This is a genomic window from Burkholderia sp. LMG 13014, from assembly GCF_905232215.1.
In the GTDB taxonomy this organism is placed as follows: Bacteria; Pseudomonadota; Gammaproteobacteria; order Burkholderiales; family Burkholderiaceae; genus Burkholderia.
On sequence record NZ_CAJNKE010000082.1, the window covers coordinates 1 to 17,312 of the forward strand.

16 protein-coding genes are annotated in these 17,312 nt (G+C 62.0%); 6 read left to right on the plus strand and 10 right to left on the minus strand.

Going from position 1 to position 17,312, the window contains the following annotated elements:
* Window positions 1–6: 6 nt before the first annotated feature.
* The 7 genes from JYJ84_RS12220 to JYJ84_RS12250 form a co-directional block, all read right to left on the minus strand.
* Complete coding sequence (locus JYJ84_RS12220) at window positions 7–1,485, minus strand: aldehyde dehydrogenase (protein ID WP_175223604.1); 1,479 nt, start codon at window positions 1,483–1,485, stop codon at window positions 7–9.
* Between the two features lie 19 nt (window positions 1,486–1,504).
* A complete protein-coding gene (locus JYJ84_RS12225) occupies window positions 1,505–2,332 on the minus strand; it encodes a CoA ester lyase (protein ID WP_122950259.1) in 828 nt (275 codons plus the stop codon).
* The gene (locus JYJ84_RS12230) at window positions 2,325–3,701 is read right to left on the minus strand and encodes an MmgE/PrpD family protein (RefSeq protein ID WP_122950260.1); all 1,377 of its coding nucleotides are present in this window, start codon (window positions 3,699–3,701) and stop codon (window positions 2,325–2,327) included. The genes JYJ84_RS12225 and JYJ84_RS12230 overlap by 8 nt, the downstream gene beginning before the upstream one ends.
* A 24-nt stretch (window positions 3,702–3,725) precedes the next feature.
* The gene (locus JYJ84_RS12235) at window positions 3,726–4,904 is read right to left on the minus strand and encodes a CaiB/BaiF CoA-transferase family protein (protein WP_122950261.1); all 1,179 of its coding nucleotides are present in this window, start codon (window positions 4,902–4,904) and stop codon (window positions 3,726–3,728) included.
* Window positions 4,905–4,913: 9 nt separating this feature from the next.
* Window positions 4,914–6,074, minus strand: a complete 1,161-nt coding sequence (locus JYJ84_RS12240; RefSeq protein WP_374102100.1) for an acyl-CoA dehydrogenase family protein — start codon at window positions 6,072–6,074, stop codon at window positions 4,914–4,916.
* 12 nt (window positions 6,075–6,086) lie between these two features.
* Entirely contained in the window at window positions 6,087–6,962 is an 876-nt protein-coding gene (locus JYJ84_RS12245; protein WP_122950263.1) for a MaoC family dehydratase N-terminal domain-containing protein, read from the minus strand.
* A gap of 97 nt (window positions 6,963–7,059) precedes the next feature.
* Window positions 7,060–8,001, minus strand: a complete 942-nt coding sequence (locus JYJ84_RS12250) for a LysR substrate-binding domain-containing protein (RefSeq protein WP_122950264.1) — start codon at window positions 7,999–8,001, stop codon at window positions 7,060–7,062.
* Between the two features lie 286 nt (window positions 8,002–8,287).
* Here JYJ84_RS12250 and pruA point away from each other — a divergent pair, with 286 nt between their 5' ends.
* The 3 genes from pruA (at window position 8,288) to JYJ84_RS12265 (ending at window position 12,323) form a co-directional block, all read left to right on the plus strand.
* The gene (gene pruA / locus JYJ84_RS12255) at window positions 8,288–9,838 is read left to right on the plus strand and encodes an L-glutamate gamma-semialdehyde dehydrogenase (RefSeq protein WP_122950265.1); all 1,551 of its coding nucleotides are present in this window, start codon (window positions 8,288–8,290) and stop codon (window positions 9,836–9,838) included.
* Window positions 9,839–9,906: 68 nt separating this feature from the next.
* Window positions 9,907–11,112 (plus strand): pyridoxal phosphate-dependent aminotransferase, encoded by a 1,206-nt coding sequence (locus tag JYJ84_RS12260; protein WP_175223603.1) that lies wholly within the window; start codon window positions 9,907–9,909, stop codon window positions 11,110–11,112.
* A 47-nt stretch (window positions 11,113–11,159) separates the two neighbouring features.
* A complete protein-coding gene (locus JYJ84_RS12265) occupies window positions 11,160–12,323 on the plus strand; it encodes an FAD-binding oxidoreductase (protein ID WP_122950267.1) in 1,164 nt (387 codons plus the stop codon).
* 86 nt (window positions 12,324–12,409) lie between these two features.
* On the opposite strand, the gene JYJ84_RS12270 is transcribed toward JYJ84_RS12265, so the two are convergent.
* The 3 genes from JYJ84_RS12270 to JYJ84_RS12280 form a co-directional block, all read right to left on the minus strand.
* On the minus strand, window positions 12,410–13,150 hold the full coding sequence (locus JYJ84_RS12270) for a helix-turn-helix domain-containing protein (RefSeq protein ID WP_226220071.1): 741 nt from the start codon (window positions 13,148–13,150) through the stop codon (window positions 12,410–12,412).
* Window positions 13,151–13,301: 151 nt separating this feature from the next.
* Entirely contained in the window at window positions 13,302–13,907 is a 606-nt protein-coding gene (locus JYJ84_RS12275; RefSeq protein ID WP_175223602.1) for a thiamine pyrophosphate-dependent enzyme, read from the minus strand.
* A gap of 8 nt (window positions 13,908–13,915) precedes the next feature.
* Window positions 13,916–14,431 (minus strand): thiamine pyrophosphate-binding protein, encoded by a 516-nt coding sequence (locus JYJ84_RS12280; protein ID WP_175223610.1) that lies wholly within the window; start codon window positions 14,429–14,431, stop codon window positions 13,916–13,918.
* A 302-nt stretch (window positions 14,432–14,733) separates the two neighbouring features.
* Here JYJ84_RS12280 and JYJ84_RS12285 point away from each other — a divergent pair, with 302 nt between their 5' ends.
* The 3 genes from JYJ84_RS12285 to JYJ84_RS37760 are packed head-to-tail and all read left to right on the plus strand — an operon-like array spanning window position 14,734 to window position 16,816.
* The gene (locus tag JYJ84_RS12285; protein WP_175223601.1) at window positions 14,734–15,483 is read left to right on the plus strand and encodes an electron transfer flavoprotein subunit beta/FixA family protein; all 750 of its coding nucleotides are present in this window, start codon (window positions 14,734–14,736) and stop codon (window positions 15,481–15,483) included.
* Window positions 15,484–15,499: 16 nt separating this feature from the next.
* On the plus strand, window positions 15,500–16,447 hold the full coding sequence (locus tag JYJ84_RS12290; protein WP_175984805.1) for an electron transfer flavoprotein subunit alpha/FixB family protein: 948 nt from the start codon (window positions 15,500–15,502) through the stop codon (window positions 16,445–16,447).
* Between the two features lie 45 nt (window positions 16,448–16,492).
* Window positions 16,493–16,816 carry a hypothetical protein gene (locus JYJ84_RS37760; RefSeq protein WP_226220197.1) on the plus strand — a complete coding sequence of 108 codons (324 nt, stop codon included), beginning with the start codon at window positions 16,493–16,495 and terminating at the stop codon, window positions 16,814–16,816.
* The last annotated feature ends 496 nt before the right edge of the window (window positions 16,817–17,312 follow it).

The following is a 17,312-nucleotide window of genomic DNA, read 5'->3' on the forward strand; positions in this document are numbered from 1 at the left end:
GTGGTATTACCGCATGACGAACGGATTGGCTGTCTTCACGCCGGTATTGATCCACACACTCTTCGTCTGCAGGTACTCGCGGATCGCATCGATGCCGTTCTCGCGCCCGAGCCCGGAATCCTTGTACCCGCCGAACGGCGACATGTAGCTTACCGCGCGATAGCTGTTGACCCACACCATGCCAGCCTGGATGCGCTCCGCGACGCGCAGCGAGCGGCCGATGTCCTTGGTCCAGACACCCGAGCCCAGCCCGAAGCGAACGTCATTCGCGATACGCACCGCGTCGTCTTCATCCTTGAACTTGATGATCGACAGGATCGGACCGAACACTTCTTCCTGTGCGATTCGCATGTCGTTGTGCACGTCGCCGAAAATCGTCGGTTCGACGAACCAGCCGTTGCCACACGCCTGGTCGCTGCCGGGTTTGCCGCCGAGCAGCAGTTTCGCGCCTTCTTCCTTCGCGATGTCGATGTACGCGAGTACCTTCTTGTATTGCGGACGGGTCGTCACCGGACCAACCTGCGTCTCGAGCGATGCGGGATCGCCCATCTTCGCAGTGCGGGCAAGTGCCAACAGGCGCTCGACGAACGAATCGTAGATGCTTTCCTGGACCAGTAGCCGCGAGCCGGCGATGCAGGTCTGTCCCGTTGCCGCGAAGATCCCTGAAACTGCACCATTCACCGCGTCGTCGAGGTCTGCATCTTCGAAGACGATATTCGGCGACTTGCCGCCGAGCTCGAGGCTCACGTGCTTGAACTGTCGTGCGGCGGCTTCGTTGATCGCGCGCCCGGTCGAATCCGCGCCTGTGAACGTGATCTTCTTGACGAGGGGATGCTCGACGAGTGGCGCGCCCACGTCGGCTCCGAAGCCAGTGACGACGTTCACCACGCCCGGCGGGAAGCCGGCTTCTTCGAACAGTTTCGCGAACTCGATCGTCGACACCGATGTGAACTCGGACGGCTTGATCACGACCGTGCAGCCGGCCGCGAGCGCCGGAGCGATCTTCCATGTGGCGAGCAGTAGCGGAGAGTTCCACGGCGTGATCGCGGCGACGACGCCGAGCGGCTCGTTGCGCGTGAAATTGAAGTAGCCCTGCTTGTCGAGCGGAATCACCGCGCCCTGGATCTTGTCGGCCAGGCCGCCGAAGTAGTAGTACCACTGCGGGATGTACTGGCACTGGCCATACATTTCGGCCATCAGCTTGCCATTGTCACGCACCTCCAGTTCGGCGAGCCGTTTCGCGTCGCGAGCGATCAGGTCGCCGACACGATGCAGCAGTTGGCCGCGCTGGCTCGGCGTCATTTGTGCCCACGGGCCGGACGTAAAGGCCGTGTGTGCGGCCTGGACGGCGCGGTCGACGTCGGCGGCGGTGCCTTTCGCAACCATTGCCCACGGTTCGCCGGTGTACGGATTTTCAGTCTCGAACCATTCACCGGATGACGACGGACAGTTTCGTCCGTCGATGACCATTTCAAAGCGTTCCATCGTTCCTGCCTCCATTCGGTTAGGGCGCGGCCACCGCACGTCGTTGCGATTCCGCGAGAATTTCCTGCGCCTTGAGAATGACCGGACGGTCGACCATGCGTCCGTCGACTGCGACGGCTGCGCCGTGCGATGCGCCGGCCGTATCGACAACCTTGCGCGCCCATTCGATCTCTTTTTCCGTCGGCAGGAACGAGGCGTTGACTGCCTGGACCTGCTTCGGATGAATGCAAAGCTTTGCGCCGAAGCCAAGTCGCTTCGCGCGGAGCGTGTCGCGCTCGATCTGCGCAGGATCATCCAGTGCGAGGCTCACGCCGTCGACGGGCGGCAACAAGTTGCCGAGGCGGGACGCCAGCACGATGTGCGATCGGAAATACAGCAACTGCTCGTCGTCGCCGTCGATCGACAGATCGAGCTGGAAGTCGATATTGCCGAACACGAGGCGAGTCGTCAGTCGGTGCTGAGCGATGGCGACCACGTTGCGGAAGCCCTGCGCCGTTTCGATCATCGGCAGCACCTCGGTCGGCTTGCCGGCGAACTCGCAGAGGAAGATGTCGTCGATGCGTTCGGTTTTCGGCAGCATGACCGTCTTGACGGACGGTGCGCGGCACAGCGCAATATCCTCGCGGAACCATTCGCTGTTGACGTCGTTGATACGCACGGCCACCGGTGTGTCGTTGGATGCCAGCCACTCGGCAAGCGCGGCGCGTGCGACCTTCTTTTCCGCAGGCGGCACCGCATCTTCGAGGTCGATCACCACGACGTCGACGCCCGAGGCGGCGGCCTTCGCGAAGCGATCCGGTCGATTACCGGGAACAAACAGATAGGAACGGGGGGCGAGCTCAGACATGTCGATTCTCCGGGTTTTGTGAGGCGAGCAGTGACGGAACGACCGTGGCGTCAGCGATGGCCCAGATCTTCCCGATGGATTCGGTAACTTCGGCTTCCGTTGCCGCGTCGGCGTACAGCGCGAGCGTGCGAACCTTGTGTTCCAGTTCAGCACGCGACAACGTATTGCCGGGGTCGCCCTTCGGATCGTCGACGCGGCCCTCCAGGGTGCGGCCGTCCTTCGTCGTCACGGTCACTTTGCCGATCCAGCGTGCCGGATAGGCGGAGTCGACTTCCGGGTCGAGTTCCATTCGAACCTTGTCGCGGAAGCGCACGATGTCGGGTGACGCGTAATGTGCGTCGAACTCGCGCACGCCGGCATGCCCGTAGGCCGCTACGAGGCCGAGCACCGTCCCCATCGAGAACTTCGCCTGATGGACCGTCTGCGGATTCACGACCGGCCCGAGGACGTCTATTGCGGCCTGGTGAACATGCGTGACCACGCGTTCGATATCGTCCGGCTTCAGCGCATTGCGCTCGATGATTTGCAACAACGCGTCGGCAGCCGGATGGGTGTGTCGGCACGACGCGTGGTACTTGAACGAGGTTTCGGCCAGTGCCCAGCGTGTGCCGAGCCGATCAACCAGTTTGTCCGGGTACGTCTGGTCTGACATCCCCGCGCCCATTCCCTTCTCGCCTTCGAGAATGTCTGCCGCGCCGGTGAAACCCTCTGCCGCGAGATAGGCCGCGAACAGGCCGCTTGCGGCGGCCTTTGCGGTATGCAACTGTTTCGAATCTGCCGCGTCCTTGAGGAATTGCCACAGACCCGCCGCTTGCGTACCGGCCGAGCCGAACGCGTGCAGCATTTGTTCACCGTCGAGGTTCAGCAAGTGGCTGACTGCTGCAGCGGCAGCAAGCGTGCCGACGGTACCGGTGGTATGAAACGTCTTGTAGTGGGAGCGGCCAAGGAATTCGCCGACCCGCACGCCGACTTCATAGCCCGCGACGCATGCGGTCAAGAACTCTTTTCCGCTGCGCCCGAGTGATTGCGCGGCGGCCAATGCGGCGGGAAAGACGACCGTGGCCGGATGCAATACGGAACTATTGTGGAGATCGTCCTGCTCGGCAAAGTGCGAGGCGGCCGCATTGACCAGCGCAGCGAAAAACGAGCTTGTCGTGCGCCGCGAAATCAGCACTTCGCACGGTCCGGATGCGGGCCCGAACTTGAACGCGAGCGCGTGGATGGTTTCCACCGGGCGGGCGCCACGGCCCGCGAGTGTCGAGCCGTACCAGTCGAGGAAAAGGTCTTCGGTGCGACGAATCACGTCGACGGGAATCTGGTCGAAGCGGAGTTGTGCCGCGAAGTTCGCGAGAGTCTGGGTATGGGTCATGTTCGAGTCGCTTGCGGTTGCGGGTTAGATCACGCACGCGTCGCGCCATCTGCGAACGTCTGCGTCGGTGAAACCGAGTTCGTGGAGAAGGGCATCGGTGTGTTGCCCCAGGGCGGGGACGGCATCCATGCGAACGTCTTCCGCGTGATCGACGCCGGGCGGAAGGAGCGCCGGGATGCGGCCGGCAGGAGAATCGATTTCGACCCACCGGTTGCGCGCGCGCAACTGCGGATGCGCCCAGACGTCGGCCATCTCGTTCATGTGGGCATTGGCGATCTGCGCGGTGTCGAGTCGATCGACGACTTCCGCAGCAGTGAGCTTCGAGAATGCATCGACGATGATCGCGCACAGCGCATCGCGTGACGCCACGCGCTTCGCATTCGAGTTGAAGCGAGGATCTGCCGCCAGTTGCGGTACATGAAGGACGTGCTCGCAGAATGCGGCCCATTCACGCTCGTTCTGCAGGCCGAGCATCACCGACTTGCCGTCTCCGGCCGGGAAGGGGCCGTACGGATAGATCGTGGCGTGTGCCGCGCCTGCCCGACGGGGAGGCGATGCGCCGTCGAATGCGTAGTACATCGGATAGTTCATCCATTCGACCATGCTCTCGAGCATCGAGACGTCGATCTGCTTGCCGCGCCCGGTCTTGGATCGTTCGAGCAGTGCGGCCAGGATGTTCGTGTATGCGTACATGCCGGCGGCGATGTCGGCGATCGAACAGCCGGCCTTTGCCGGCGAATCCGGGCCGCCTGTTACGGACAGAAAGCCGGATTCGCTCTGGATCAGCAGGTCGTAGGCCTTCTTGTCGCGATACGGGCCGTCCGGCCCATAGCCCGAGATGTTGCAGACGATCAGCTTGGGATGAGACGCATGCAGCGCGTCGTAGGACAGGCCGAGGCGTGCCGCTGCACCGGGTGCGAGGTTTTGCACGAGCACGTCGGCGTCGGCAAGCAGTTTTCCGAGTACAGCCTTGGCCTCGGGCGCCTTCACGTCGAGCGTCAGGCTTTCCTTGGAGCGGTTGCACCAGACGAAATGCGATGCTTCGCCGTTGACGCGCTCGTCATAGGCGCGTGCGAAATCGCCCACGCCGGGACGCTCGACCTTGATGACGCGTGCGCCGAGATCGGCGAGCTGCCGTGTGCAGAAAGGCGCCGCGATCGCGTGCTCGAGCGTGATGACCTTGATGCCGGTCAGGGGTTTCATGGCGCGCTCCTAGAAAGATCGCGGCAGACCGAGCAGATGCTCGGCGACGTACGACAGGATCAGGTTCGTCGAGATCGGGGCGACCTGATACAGGCGCGTCTCGCGGAATTTGCGCTCGACGTCGTATTCGTTCGCGAAGCCGAATCCGCCGTGGAACTGCAGGCATGCGTTCGCGGCTTCCCACGATGCGTCGGCCGCAAGCAGCTTGGCCATGTTGGCTTGCGCACCGGCCGGCTGCTTCGCGTCGAACAGCTCGCATGCCTTGTAGCGCATCAGGCTCGCGGCCTCGACGTTCACGTAGGCGCGCGCGATCGGGAACTGCACGCCCTGGTTCTGACCGATCGGCCGACCGAACACGACGCGTTCCTTCACGTACTTCGAGACCTTGTCGAGGAACCAGTACCCGTCGCCGATGCATTCGGCAGCGATCAGCGTCCGTTCGGCGTTCAGGCCGTCGAGGATGTACTTGAAGCCCTTGCCTTCTTCGCCGATCAGGTTTTCCGCGGGAATCTCGAGGTTGTCGAAGAACAATTCGTTCGTCTCGTGATTCACCATGTTCGGGATCGGGCGCACCGTCATGCCGTTGCCGATTGCCTCGCGAAGATCGACGAGGAAAATCGACATACCTTCGGATTTCTTTGCTACCTGGTCGATCGGCGTCGTACGAGCCAGCAGAATCATCAGATCGGAATGCTGGACGCGCGAGATCCAGACCTTCTGTCCGTTGACGACGTAGCGATCGTCCTTGCGAATGGCTGTCGTCTTCAACTTCGTCGTGTCGGTGCCCGTCGTGGGTTCGGTCACGCCCATCGATTGCAACCGGAGCTTGCCGCTGGCGATCTGCGGCAGATACTTCGACTTCTGCTCGACAGAGCCATGGCGCAGCAGCGTGCCCATGTTGTACATCTGACCGTGGCAGGCCCCCGAGTTGCCGCCGCTGCGATTGATTTCCTCCATGATCACCGATGCCTCGGTCAGGCCGAGACCGGATCCGCCATATTCCTGCGGAATCAGGGCGGCAAGCCAACCTGCATCGGTCAGCGCCTGGACGAAGGCTTCCGGGTAGGTGCGTTCTTCGTCGATCTTGCGGAAATACTCCGGCGGGAAGTTCGAACACAGGTCGCGAATGGCCTCGCGAATCTCTTGGTGCGGTGCGGCGATATCCAACACGTGAATCTCCTCTTAGTTTCCTGTGGCGGGATGGGCTTCGGTCAGCGTCACGCGCCCATCGACGCATAGCCGACCACGGGCGCTTTCCGCCCAGATGTGAATCTCGGGCGACGCCGGGTCGTGGGTTGCGCACACGTAGAACGGTTCGTTGTCGAAGAGCGGGCCGATAGCCTTGAATGAAAATCCGGCGATCGGTGCGCGCGGCAGGTTGCGGCGGACGAGATCGACGAGGAGCGTGGCGGTCAGCGGACCGTGGACGACCAGCGCGGGATACCCTTCCTGCTCGGTCGCGTACGGACGGTCGTAGTGGATCCGGTGGCCGTTGTAGGTCACGGCCGAATAGCGGAACAGCAGCACGGGATCGGGCACGATCAGGCGCCGCCAGGTGCCGTCGCCTGGCGCGTCGATTCCGCCATCCGGGGAACTCGGTACCCGAGGTGCGTCGCGGTAGACGATGTCCTGCTCTTCAGACAGTAGCCCGCCTTCGACATCTTCGAGCTGGTGACGAACACGAACGAACACCAGTTGTCCGCTGCGTCCTTCCTTCGCGCCAACGTCGACGATCTGCGACGTCCGCGTGACCTCGTGACCGATTCGAACCGGACGTTCGAATTGCACCCGGCTGCCGGCCCACATGCGGCGCGGCAACGGGACGGGGGGCAGGAATCCGCCTCGCGTGGGGTGTCCGTCGACGCCAACGTGCGATTGACGAGCAATGGCGGGAAAGAGTGCCCAGTGCCAGAGCGGCGGAAGCGCATCGCCCGGCTCGAGCGTTGCTTCGTGATCGAGCAACGCGGCGAGCTGCGCGGCGAGCCGAGGCGAGACGGTTTCGCGTTCGGATTGCGTGCGCCCGATCCAGTCGCGAAGGGAGTCGAATGCTGCGGACATGTCGTCGGTTTCCCAAAAAATGCGTCGTTGCTGCAAGCGTGACGCACCGGGATGCCGGCGACAATTTGTGCTTTGGAAACGGGGCTTTAAGTGGTGTTTAAGGTGTCACGGCGACCTGGCCGGCATCGTGCAGATGGTCGTCGTCCTGGGCCTTGCCGGTGAGCTGATCGACGAGTTCGCGCGCGAACGACGGCAACAGGTCGAGGCTGCGGATGCAGATCAGCAGATTGCGGGTTGCCCAGTCGTCCTCGATCGTTACGAGCTTGACGTTCATGAGCCGCGCATAGCGTGCCGCCGACGAGAATGGCAGCACGCCGATACCTACGTTCGCCTCGACCATTCGGCACAGTGCCTCGAAATTGCCCACTTCGATCCGCACCTGAAGCGTCTTGTGGAGATCGTTGACGACGCGATTGAGGAAGGTATGGATCGCGCTCGCTTCCGGGAGCCCGATGAAGTCGAAGCCGGTGGTCTCGGCGAACGGGATCGATTGGCGATCGGCCAGCGGATGTGACGGATGGACGGCGAGGATCAGCTTGTCCCTGCGATAGGGCAGTGTCATCAACGATTCGGTCCTGACCTCTCCCGCCACGATGCCGACGTCCGCCCACCCTTCGCTGATCGCGCGGACGATATCGTGGCTCAGTCGTTCCTTCAGGCCGATATTGACGTCCGGATGGGTTGCAAGAAAGTCTCGCAGGTCGTTCGGCAGGAACTCGGTGGTCGCGGTGGTATTGGCGAACAATCGAATGTGACCCTTGATGCCGCGCGCGTATTCCTGCATGTCGCCGCGCAAGTGCTCGAGTTGCGACAGCACGAGCCGCGCATGATGCAGGAACGCCTGCCCGGGCGGGGTGAGCGTCACACCCTGGCTCGTCCGGAACAGCAGCTTCGAGCCCATGCTCTCTTCAAGGTTCTTGATGCGTGTGCTGGCGGCGGGTACCGACATGCACGAGCGCTCGGCGCCGCGTGTCAGGCTGTTCGTTTCCGCGATGGCGCTCATCAGGCGGAGATCGACCAGATCGAAATGCATTCCCATGATTTGCCTCTTTGCTTTGGCGTGCCGATGAGCGAATCATAGCAACAGGAAAAAATCCGCAAAAGTAAGGATTCCATCTACGGGCTTATATTTCCAGGTGAGCTGCATATTTATGCGTATATAGAGGGTAAGTGGCATGGTTATCGATGGTTGATTGTGCAGAATTCCGCAAAATAATCTCGACGCAAATCAAGACGGCTCGTTTTCGTCGATCGACAATCCGCTCAACGTCGGGGGAGCGCAATGAGGCCTCCGTCGATCCGACTGCCCTCTACAGGAGATAGCGATGTTGATTGCACCGTACAAGAACGAGCCGTTCGACCTCTTTGACACCGACGCCGCCGTCGCCGACATGCGCGGTGCGCTCGACAAGGTGCGTACGCGCTTTGGCGAGACGTATCCTCTGATCATCAATGGCGAGCGCGTCATGACGGACGACAAGCTTGTCTCGACGAACCCGTCGAATCCGGCGGAGATCGTCGGCTATTCGGCGAAGGCAACGCAGCAGCATGCCGATGCGGCACTCGATGCGGCGTGGAAGGCGTTCGAATCGTGGAAGCGCTGGACGCAGGAAGATCGCTCGCGCGTGATGCTGAAGGCGGCTGCGATCATGCGTCGCCGCAAGCGCGAACTCGAAGCATGGCTCGTCTACGAGATCGGCAAGAACTATGTCGAGGCCAGCGCTGAAGTCGCGGAGATGATCGACTTCACCGAGTACTACGCACGGCAGGCGCTGACCCATGTCGGTGGACTGGGTTCGCTGATCCACTATCCGGGTGAAGAGAACGAGAGCTTCTACATTCCGCTCGGTGCCGGCGTGACGATTTCGCCGTGGAACTTCCCGATGGCCCTGATGACCGGCATGACCGTGGGTGCGATCGTCGTCGGCAACACCGTCGTGTGCAAGCCGGCGGAGGACACGATCGTGTCGCTGGCGAAGGTGTTCGACATCTTCGAGGAAGCCGGTCTGCCGCCGGGAGTCGTCAACTATCTGCCGGGCTCGGGGCGCGACGTCGGCTCGTATCTCGTCGCGCATCCGCGCACCCGCTTCGTCAACTTCACGGGGTCGCTCGCGACCGGTGCGGCGATCAACGAATCGGCGGCGAAGCTCGCGCCCGGGCAGAAGTGGTTCAAGCGTGTCTTCCTGGAGCTGGGCGGCAAGGACGGCATCCTGGTTGACGAGACCGCCAATCTGGACGACGCCGCAACGGGCGTGATCCAGGCTGCGTTCGGCTATTCCGGCCAGAAATGCTCGGCTTGCTCGCGCCTGATCGTGGTGGATTCCGTCTATGACGCGCTGATCGAGCGCGTGATCGAGCGTACGAAGAAGCTGGTCGTCGACGAGGCGAAAAACAACCCGAGCCTCGGGCCCGTGTGCAACGAAATGCAGTACAGGAAGGTCCAGTCGTACATCGACGTCGGCCGCGGCGAGGGCAAGCTGCTGACGGGCGGCAAGGTTGCCGACGCACCGGGCTACCTGATCGAGCCGACGATCTTCGGCGACGTGTCGCCGACTGCGCGCATCGCGCAGGAGGAAGTGTTCGGTCCGTTCGTCGCGGCGATCCGCGTGAAGGACTTCGCCGAAGGCCTGCAGGTCGCGAACAACACGGTTTACGGCCTGACTGGCGCGCTGTTCTCGAACGACCGCGAGCGCATCGAAATCGCTCGCCGCGAGTTCCATGTCGGCAACCTGTACTTCAACCGCAAATGCACCGGCGCGCTCGTCGGGATCCAGCCGTTCGGCGGTTTCAATCTCACCGGTACCGACACGAAGACCGGTGGCCCGGACTACCTGCTTCAATTCATGCAGATCAAGGCGGTCGCCGAGCGTCTGTAAGTTTGATGTCCCGGTCCGGCGTACGTCCATGCGTCGGGCCGGTTTTTTTCCCGGACCAGAAAACTTAAATGAACATCATTGCGGACAGAATCGGGCAGATCGCGCCCGCGGAGACGATGGCGATGGCCGCGCGTGCAGCGGAGCTGCGCCGGGCCGGGCGGAACGTGATATCGCTGTCGCAGGGCGAGCCGGATTTTCCCACCCCTGAAAACATCCAGGAGGCGGCCATTCGGGCAATGCGCAGCGGCAAGACGCGCTATACCGAGGCGGCGGGCATCCCGGAGTTGCGCGAGGCAATTGCGGCGAAGCTCGCGAACGACAATGGCCTGATCTACCCGGTCGCGGGTATCAGCGTGTCATCGGGGGCGAAACAGGCGATCTTCGCGGCGTTCTTTGCGTCGCTGAACGTCGGTGACGAAGTGATTGTGCCGACACCCTGCTGGGTGTCCTACCCCGAGATCGTGAAGATGTCGGGCGGTACGCCGGTCTGTGTCCCGTGCCCGGAAACCGCAGGCTTCAAGCTCACGGCGGCACAACTCGAAGCCGCCATTACGCCGCGCACCAAGTGGTTGATGCTGAATTCGCCATCCAATCCGACAGGCGCCGTGTATTCGCGCGACGAACTGATGTCGCTCGCCGACGTGCTGCGTCGGCACCCCCATGTCTGGGTACTGTCGGACGACATCTACGAGAAGCTGATTTACGTCGATGTCCCGTTCAGCAACATCCTGAACGTCGCCCCTGACCTGTACGAACGCACGCTTCTCATCAACGGTGTGTCGAAGGTGTATGCGATGACCGGGTGGCGTATCGGCTACGCAGCAGGGCCTGCGCAGCTCATCAAGGCGATGAATCTCGTGCAGGGGCAGATCGTCACGAGCGCTACGTCCATCGCGCAATACGCATCGGTTGAAGCGCTCACCGGTAGTCAGGAGTTCGTCGAGACGTCGCGACGCGCGTTCAATCAGCGACGCAAGCAGGTTGTTGAAGCGTTGCGTCGCATTCCCGGGCTGCAATGCCGCGAGCCGGAGGGGGCGTTCTATGCCTTCGTCGGCTGCCAGGAATTGATCGGGCGGCATACGTTCTCCGGTGCGCGCATCGACAGCGATCAGGATTTCGTCCGCTACCTGCTGGACGATGCCAACGTTGCAGTCGTCTCCGGGACAGGGTTCCTGCTTTCCCCGTATTTCAGGCTGTCATATGCCGCATCCGTCGAGCAGCTGGAAGAAGCGCTTCAGCGTATCGAGGCGGCATGCGCGAAGCTGCTGGCCTGACTTCGATCTGACGCATCGAACCACGACGCATCACCAAGAGGCATGTCATGAGCGAAAGAATCGTCATTACCGGTGGCGGCGGAATCGGGTGTTCCATCGCCTACTTCCTGACCCAGCAGGATCGCACGGATCGCGAGATCTGGGTGATCGAACGTGATCCGACATACAGGATCGCATCATCGGCGCTGTCGGCGAGCTCGATCCGTCAACAGTTCTCCACACCGTCCTGCATCCAGTTGTCGCGATTCGGCTACGAGTTCATGCGTTCGATCGAACGCGACAAGGAGCGATTCGGTGCAGGCGTCGACTTGATCGACTGCGGCTATCTGTTCGTCGGTACGTCCGACCAGGCGCCCGTGCTGCGCAAGCGAACTGCGCTGGCGCGGTCGATGGGCGTCGCCATCGCCGAGCGATCGCCGGAAGAGCTGATTGCACGCTATCCGTGGTTGAACGTCAGCGATCTCGCGTATGCAGCAGAGGGGTTGTCCGGGGAAGGCTGGTTCGACGGATACAGTCTGATGCAGTGGTATCGCAATCGGGCACGTGAGGCTGGCGTTCAGTTCGTAACAGGTGATGCGACGGCATACCGTACGACGGGCAATCGCATCACGCATGTCGAATTGAGCGATGGCCGTCTGATTGCCGGGGATCAATTCGTGAATGCGGGCGGTGCGTGGTCGTCGACGCTCGCGAGTACGGTCGGAATCGATCTGCCTGTTCGACCACGCCGACGTTGCGCATTTGTCGTGTCCTGTCCGACCGCAATTCCGGACCTCCCGATTTTGATCGATACCTCGGGCATCTATTTGAGGCGTGAGCAAAATCACTTCCTGTGCATTGTGTCGCCGTCGGCCGAGCATGATCTCGACGACTTGCCGCTCGACGTCAACTTCGCGGAGTTCGACGACATTATCTGGCCGACCCTCGCGGAACGGATCCCGGCCTTCGAAGCGCTACGTGTCGAACACGCGTGGGCCGGCTACTACGAATACAACGTGCTCGATCACAACGGCCTCATCGGTCAAAGTGGGCCGGAGAATTCGTTTGTCGCCGCGGGATTCAGCGGTCACGGAATGATGCACAGCCCTGGCGTCGGTCGCGGCGTGGCGGAACTTCTGTCGTTCGGTGAATACCAGACGATCGATCTGACTCCGCTGTCGGCTGATCGAATCAATACCGGAAATCTGGTAGTTGAGGAGGCTGTTTACTGAGCGTGGCAAGGCCAAACTGGAGACACGCGCGCCGGTCGCCGTTGTGGTGTCCGGCGCGTTCTCTTTTGTGGACGATCTTGTTGCCGTCAGGCCGGGTGAAGGCCACGTCCGCGGGCATCGCGATACTGCCGCGGGGTCAGATGCGTGGCCAGCTTGAACTGGCGCGTAAATGCGCTATGGTCCGCGTAACCGCAGCTGGCTGCAATTTCGGTAATGCTGTGATCGGTGGTTTCGAGCAGCTTGCATGCGTGATCGATTCGCATCTTCATCAGTAGCTGCTTCGGTGTCAGGTGGAATACTTCGCGTGTCAGGCGCTCGAGCGTGTCGACCGAGATCGATGCATGATCGGCCGCCTCCGTGATGAGGATGTTCTGACTCAGGTGCTGTTCCAGATAGGCAAGAAAGTCGAAAAGCCGCCGGTATCCGTGATGGCGCTCGTCGGGGCGCGGCAGGTCGCGGGAGACGCCGATCATGCCGATGCCGCTTTCGTTCTCGTCGACGATTGGAAACTTCGAACTGAGGCACCAGTATTTGTGCCCGATGCCGGTCGAGTAGAGACGAAGCCGGTCAACGATCGGTGCCTTGTTTTCGATGACGGACAAGTCCTGTGCGACGGTGCTTGCGCCGGTCACGGGAAAGAGTTGGTCTGCTGTCTTGCCGATGACGTCGTCGCGTGCAAGGCCGCTTCGATCGATCAGCGTCTGGTTGACGGACAGATAGCGCGCATTGGCGTCCTTGACGTAATAGAGCACGTCGGGGAGGCAATCGAAGACTCGCTCCAGCAGCTCCGGATGGCGATCCAACTGTCTGATCAGCGCGACGAGCATGTCTTTGTCGGTTTGGGACGGCATGCGGACTCTGGGCAATAAGGGAACCGGATGCCGATTGTACCGGGACGACAGGCGGCGTCCAGGAATGGAAAAAGGGCTCCGCGATGGGCGGAACCCTTCGTGCATGGCGATCTGCCGGCGTAAGCCCTTATTGGCTTGCGTGTGCGGCGGGCCCGAGCAGCGCCTCGCGGAAGCGGCTGCGCAGATAAGGACCGTCGCGCGGCGGCAGGCACACCGGAGCCGGGTCGGTGCTCACCTTGACGGTCGCGAGTACCGGGCCGTCACCGTTCAGGATGGCGTCGACGAAATCGTCGAGTTGCGCTTCCGTCGTGATCGTGCGTGCGTTTTCGATGCAGGCTGCCCGTGCGACAGCCGTGACGTCGACGCCTCGTCCGGCATGTGCGGGCTGCATCCCGGTTTCGGCATAGTGACCGTTGTCGATCACGACGATCGACAGATTGGACGGGCGATCGACGCCAACGGTCGCCAGTGAGCCGAGGCCCATCATCATTTCGCCGTCGCCCACGAATACCACGACCCGCTTGGACGGTTGCGCGCGTGCGATGCCGAGCCCGAACGTCACGGCGCCGCCCATGGCACCCCAGAGATAGAAGTTTTGCGGCGTGTCGCCGGCGGCGGCAACGTCGAAGGTCGGGTTGCCGAGGCTGGTGACGGCCAGTACGCGATCCGCGCGATCGCGGAGGATGCGCTGAACAGTCGTCCGGCGGTTCATGGGAATGGTCTGTTGCGTCATGTCGATGCTCACTTTTTGAAGTTCTTCGTGCCGATCACGCGTTGGCCGATCAGTACGGCCACCATGCGCGACGTGTTGAACGCGAAATTCAGCGCCGCCTGGACGGTCGGGGCCACTTCGTCGGCATCGTCCGCGCGGTACACATGGACGCCGGCGGATTCCAGGGCTGCCTGGGTCGATTTGCCCATCGCGACCTGCCACGGGTTGAACTCGCCCCACTCACCACGCATCGTGACGAGCATCAGAATCGGCATTCGGCACTCGTGCTGCAGCGACAGCATGTTGATGCAGTTGCCGACGCCGCTCGATTGCAGCAGCAGCACGCCGCGTTGCCCGCCGACCCAGGCGCCGCCCATCATGGCAACGCCTTCTTCTTCGGTGGTCAGGGATACGGCGTGAATTTCTGAATCGCCTTCGCAAAGCTCGATGAGGCGCTTGTGGCCGGCGTCAGGCACGTACGCAACCTGACGTACGTCGGAGGACTTGAAATGCTCGAAGATGGTATCGGGCCAGTTAGCTGACATGATGGGCTGGACGGTTGACGTCGAGAGTAGGGAAAGGGATATCGCGTGACCGGCATGCGCCGATGTGCACGGCGTTTGCGGATGAGACAAGCGTGCCGCAGCAATTTTCCGAACTCAATTTGCGATTGCGTAATGGGTGTTTAACCGCCGGTTAACGTGGGGAAGTGCCACGTCTGCCGGGCTTCGGGCCTATGTTGGATCGACGAATTCGAGGGGTTTGAAGGCCCTGTTTCAGAATCTTGAATTCCAGCGGGATCATTCGATATGCAAACTGATGGCCAGAACCTTTCGAGGACATGTGCATGAAAATCCTGGTGCCAGTGAAAAGAGTGGTCGATTACAACGTGAAGGTCCGCGTGAAGTCGGACAACACGGGTGTTGACATCGCGAACGTGAAGATGTCGATGAACCCGTTCGACGAAATCGCGGTTGAAGAAGCGGTGCGCCTGAAGGAAGCGGGCGTGGCGACCGAAGTGATCGCCGTATCGGTCGGTGTCGCGCAAGCGCAGGAAACGCTGCGTACCGCGCTGGCGATCGGCGCGGATCGTGCGATCCTCGTCGAATCGAACGACAGCGTCGAGCCGCTGGCCGTCGCGAAGATCCTGAAGGCGCTGGTCGACAAGGAGCAGCCGCAACTGGTGATCCTCGGCAAGCAGGCGATCGACGACGATTCGAACCAGACGGGCCAGATGCTGGCTGCGCTGGCAAGCCTGCCGCAAGCGACGTTCGCGTCGAAGGTGACGGTGGCCGACGGTAAAGCCACGGTCGCACGCGAAGTCGACGGCGGCGCGGAAACGCTGTCGCTTCAACTGCCCGCGGTCGTTACCACCGATCTGCGGCTGAACGAGCCGCGTTACGTGACGCTGCCGAACATCATGAAGGCGAAGAAGAAGCCGCTGGAAACGGTGAAGCCGGAAGACCTGGGCGTGGACGTTGCGCCGCGTCTGAAGACGCTGAAGGTGGTCGAGCCGCCGAAGCGCGCAGCCGGCGTGAAGGTGCCGGATGTGAAGACGCTGGTCGAGAAGCTGAAGACCGAAGCCAAGGTGCTGTAAGAGGGAGCGGAAAGAAATGACGATTCTGGTGATTGCAGAACACGACAACGCGTCGATCAAGGCCGCGACGCTGAACACGGTGGCGGCGGCGGCCGAGATTGGCAAATGCGTTGGCGGTGACATTCACGTGCTGGTCGCGGGCCACAACGCGCAAGCGGCAGCGGACGCAGCAGCGAAGATCGCAGGGGTGTCGAAGGTGCTGCTGGCCGATGCGCCGCAGATGGCCGATGGTCTTGCCGAGAACGTCGAAGCGACGGTGATGAACATCGCGAAGAATTACTCGCACATCCTCGCGCCGGCGACGGCCTACGGCAAGAACATCGCGCCGCGTATCGCCGCGAAGCTGGACGTCGCGCAGATCTCGGACATCACGGCGGTCGATTCGGCCGACACGTTCGAGCGCCCGATCTACGCGGGCAACGCGGTCGCGACGGTGCAGTCGAGCGATCCGATCAAGGTGATCACGGTGCGAGCGACCGGTTTCGATCCGGTGGCAGCGGAAGGCGGCAGCGCGGTAGTCGAGAAGATCGAAGCGGCAGCCGACGCCGGCAAGTCGCAATTCGTGAGCCGTGAAGTGACGAAGCTGGACCGTCCGGAACTGACGAGCGCGAAGATCATCGTGTCGGGCGGCCGCGGTCTGGGCAGCGGCGAAAACTACACGAAGGTGCTGGAGCCGCTGGCAGACAAGCTGTCGGCAGCACTGGGCGCATCGCGCGCGGCAGTCGACGCAGGCTACGTGCCGAACGACTACCAGGTCGGCCAGACCGGCAAGATCGTCGCGCCGCAGCTGTACATCGCGGTCGGCATCTCGGGTGCGATTCAGCACTTGGCCGGCATGAAGGATTCGAAGGTGATCGTCGCGATCAACAAGGATCCGGAAGCGCCGATCTTCAGCGTGGCCGACTACGGCCTCGTCGGCGATCTGTTCTCGGAGATCCCTGAACTGGCGGCGCAACTGGCGTAACGGAATTTTTGCGAGGCCTGCTTGCTGGTGATGTGCGGATCCGGGATGACGAATATGGGCGCGATGGAACGAGTTCGCTTCGATGCTGCGGTGGCGGCCAATGCTGAAGATGCGTCAATCTGGCGTTGGTTTTCTGTGCTGCTCGAGGAACGCAGAATTCGATGGCGTTACATGTTTGACAGCTGGGTCGTGAACGTCGACCGTGCCCACGTCGCAACCGAGCAGAACTTCGACGATGCGATACGTGCCGCCAAGCTGGCTGCGGAGCAACTGGGGCTCGGGGCGGCCGATGCGCACTTGTCTGGGGGGAAGTGGCGCGGAGCAACGGAAACCGGGTCGCGTCGGCAACATGCAGGCAGAAGCAGCTGAGCTGAATCGGAAAGACGGAAGCTCGCCAAAGGCGTGGGCTTTCGAATAGGCAGGCCGACGACGATGTATGTCGAGCGGCCGCATCGCCATCCCGGGGCGATCTGCACCGCACGTCACCGGATTCACGCCCGCTCACCGGCAAATATGCGATTCATCCCGCCGCAAGCCCCCGATTGTCAAACTATGTGAGTCAATCGTCAGCATTTGCAACGGAAGTAACAGTCCCCGCAAATCAATCGTTTTGCGCGTTCGCGCCGCTACATTGGCTCCACCTGCCGCACGTCGCGGCGAGGCATGCGACAAGCCGCACAAAGGCGGCCCGCAGCAACAACGTCTTTGGGGAGAATGACCATGAACAAGATTCGTACGATTCTGGTGGGTGCTGCACTGACGGCGATGGCGACTTCGGCTGCGTTCGCACAGACGGCCCAGACCGGCGCCCAGGGTTCCGCAGGTGTTGGCGCGCAGGTTCAGACGCCGCTGCTCGGCGGTGGCG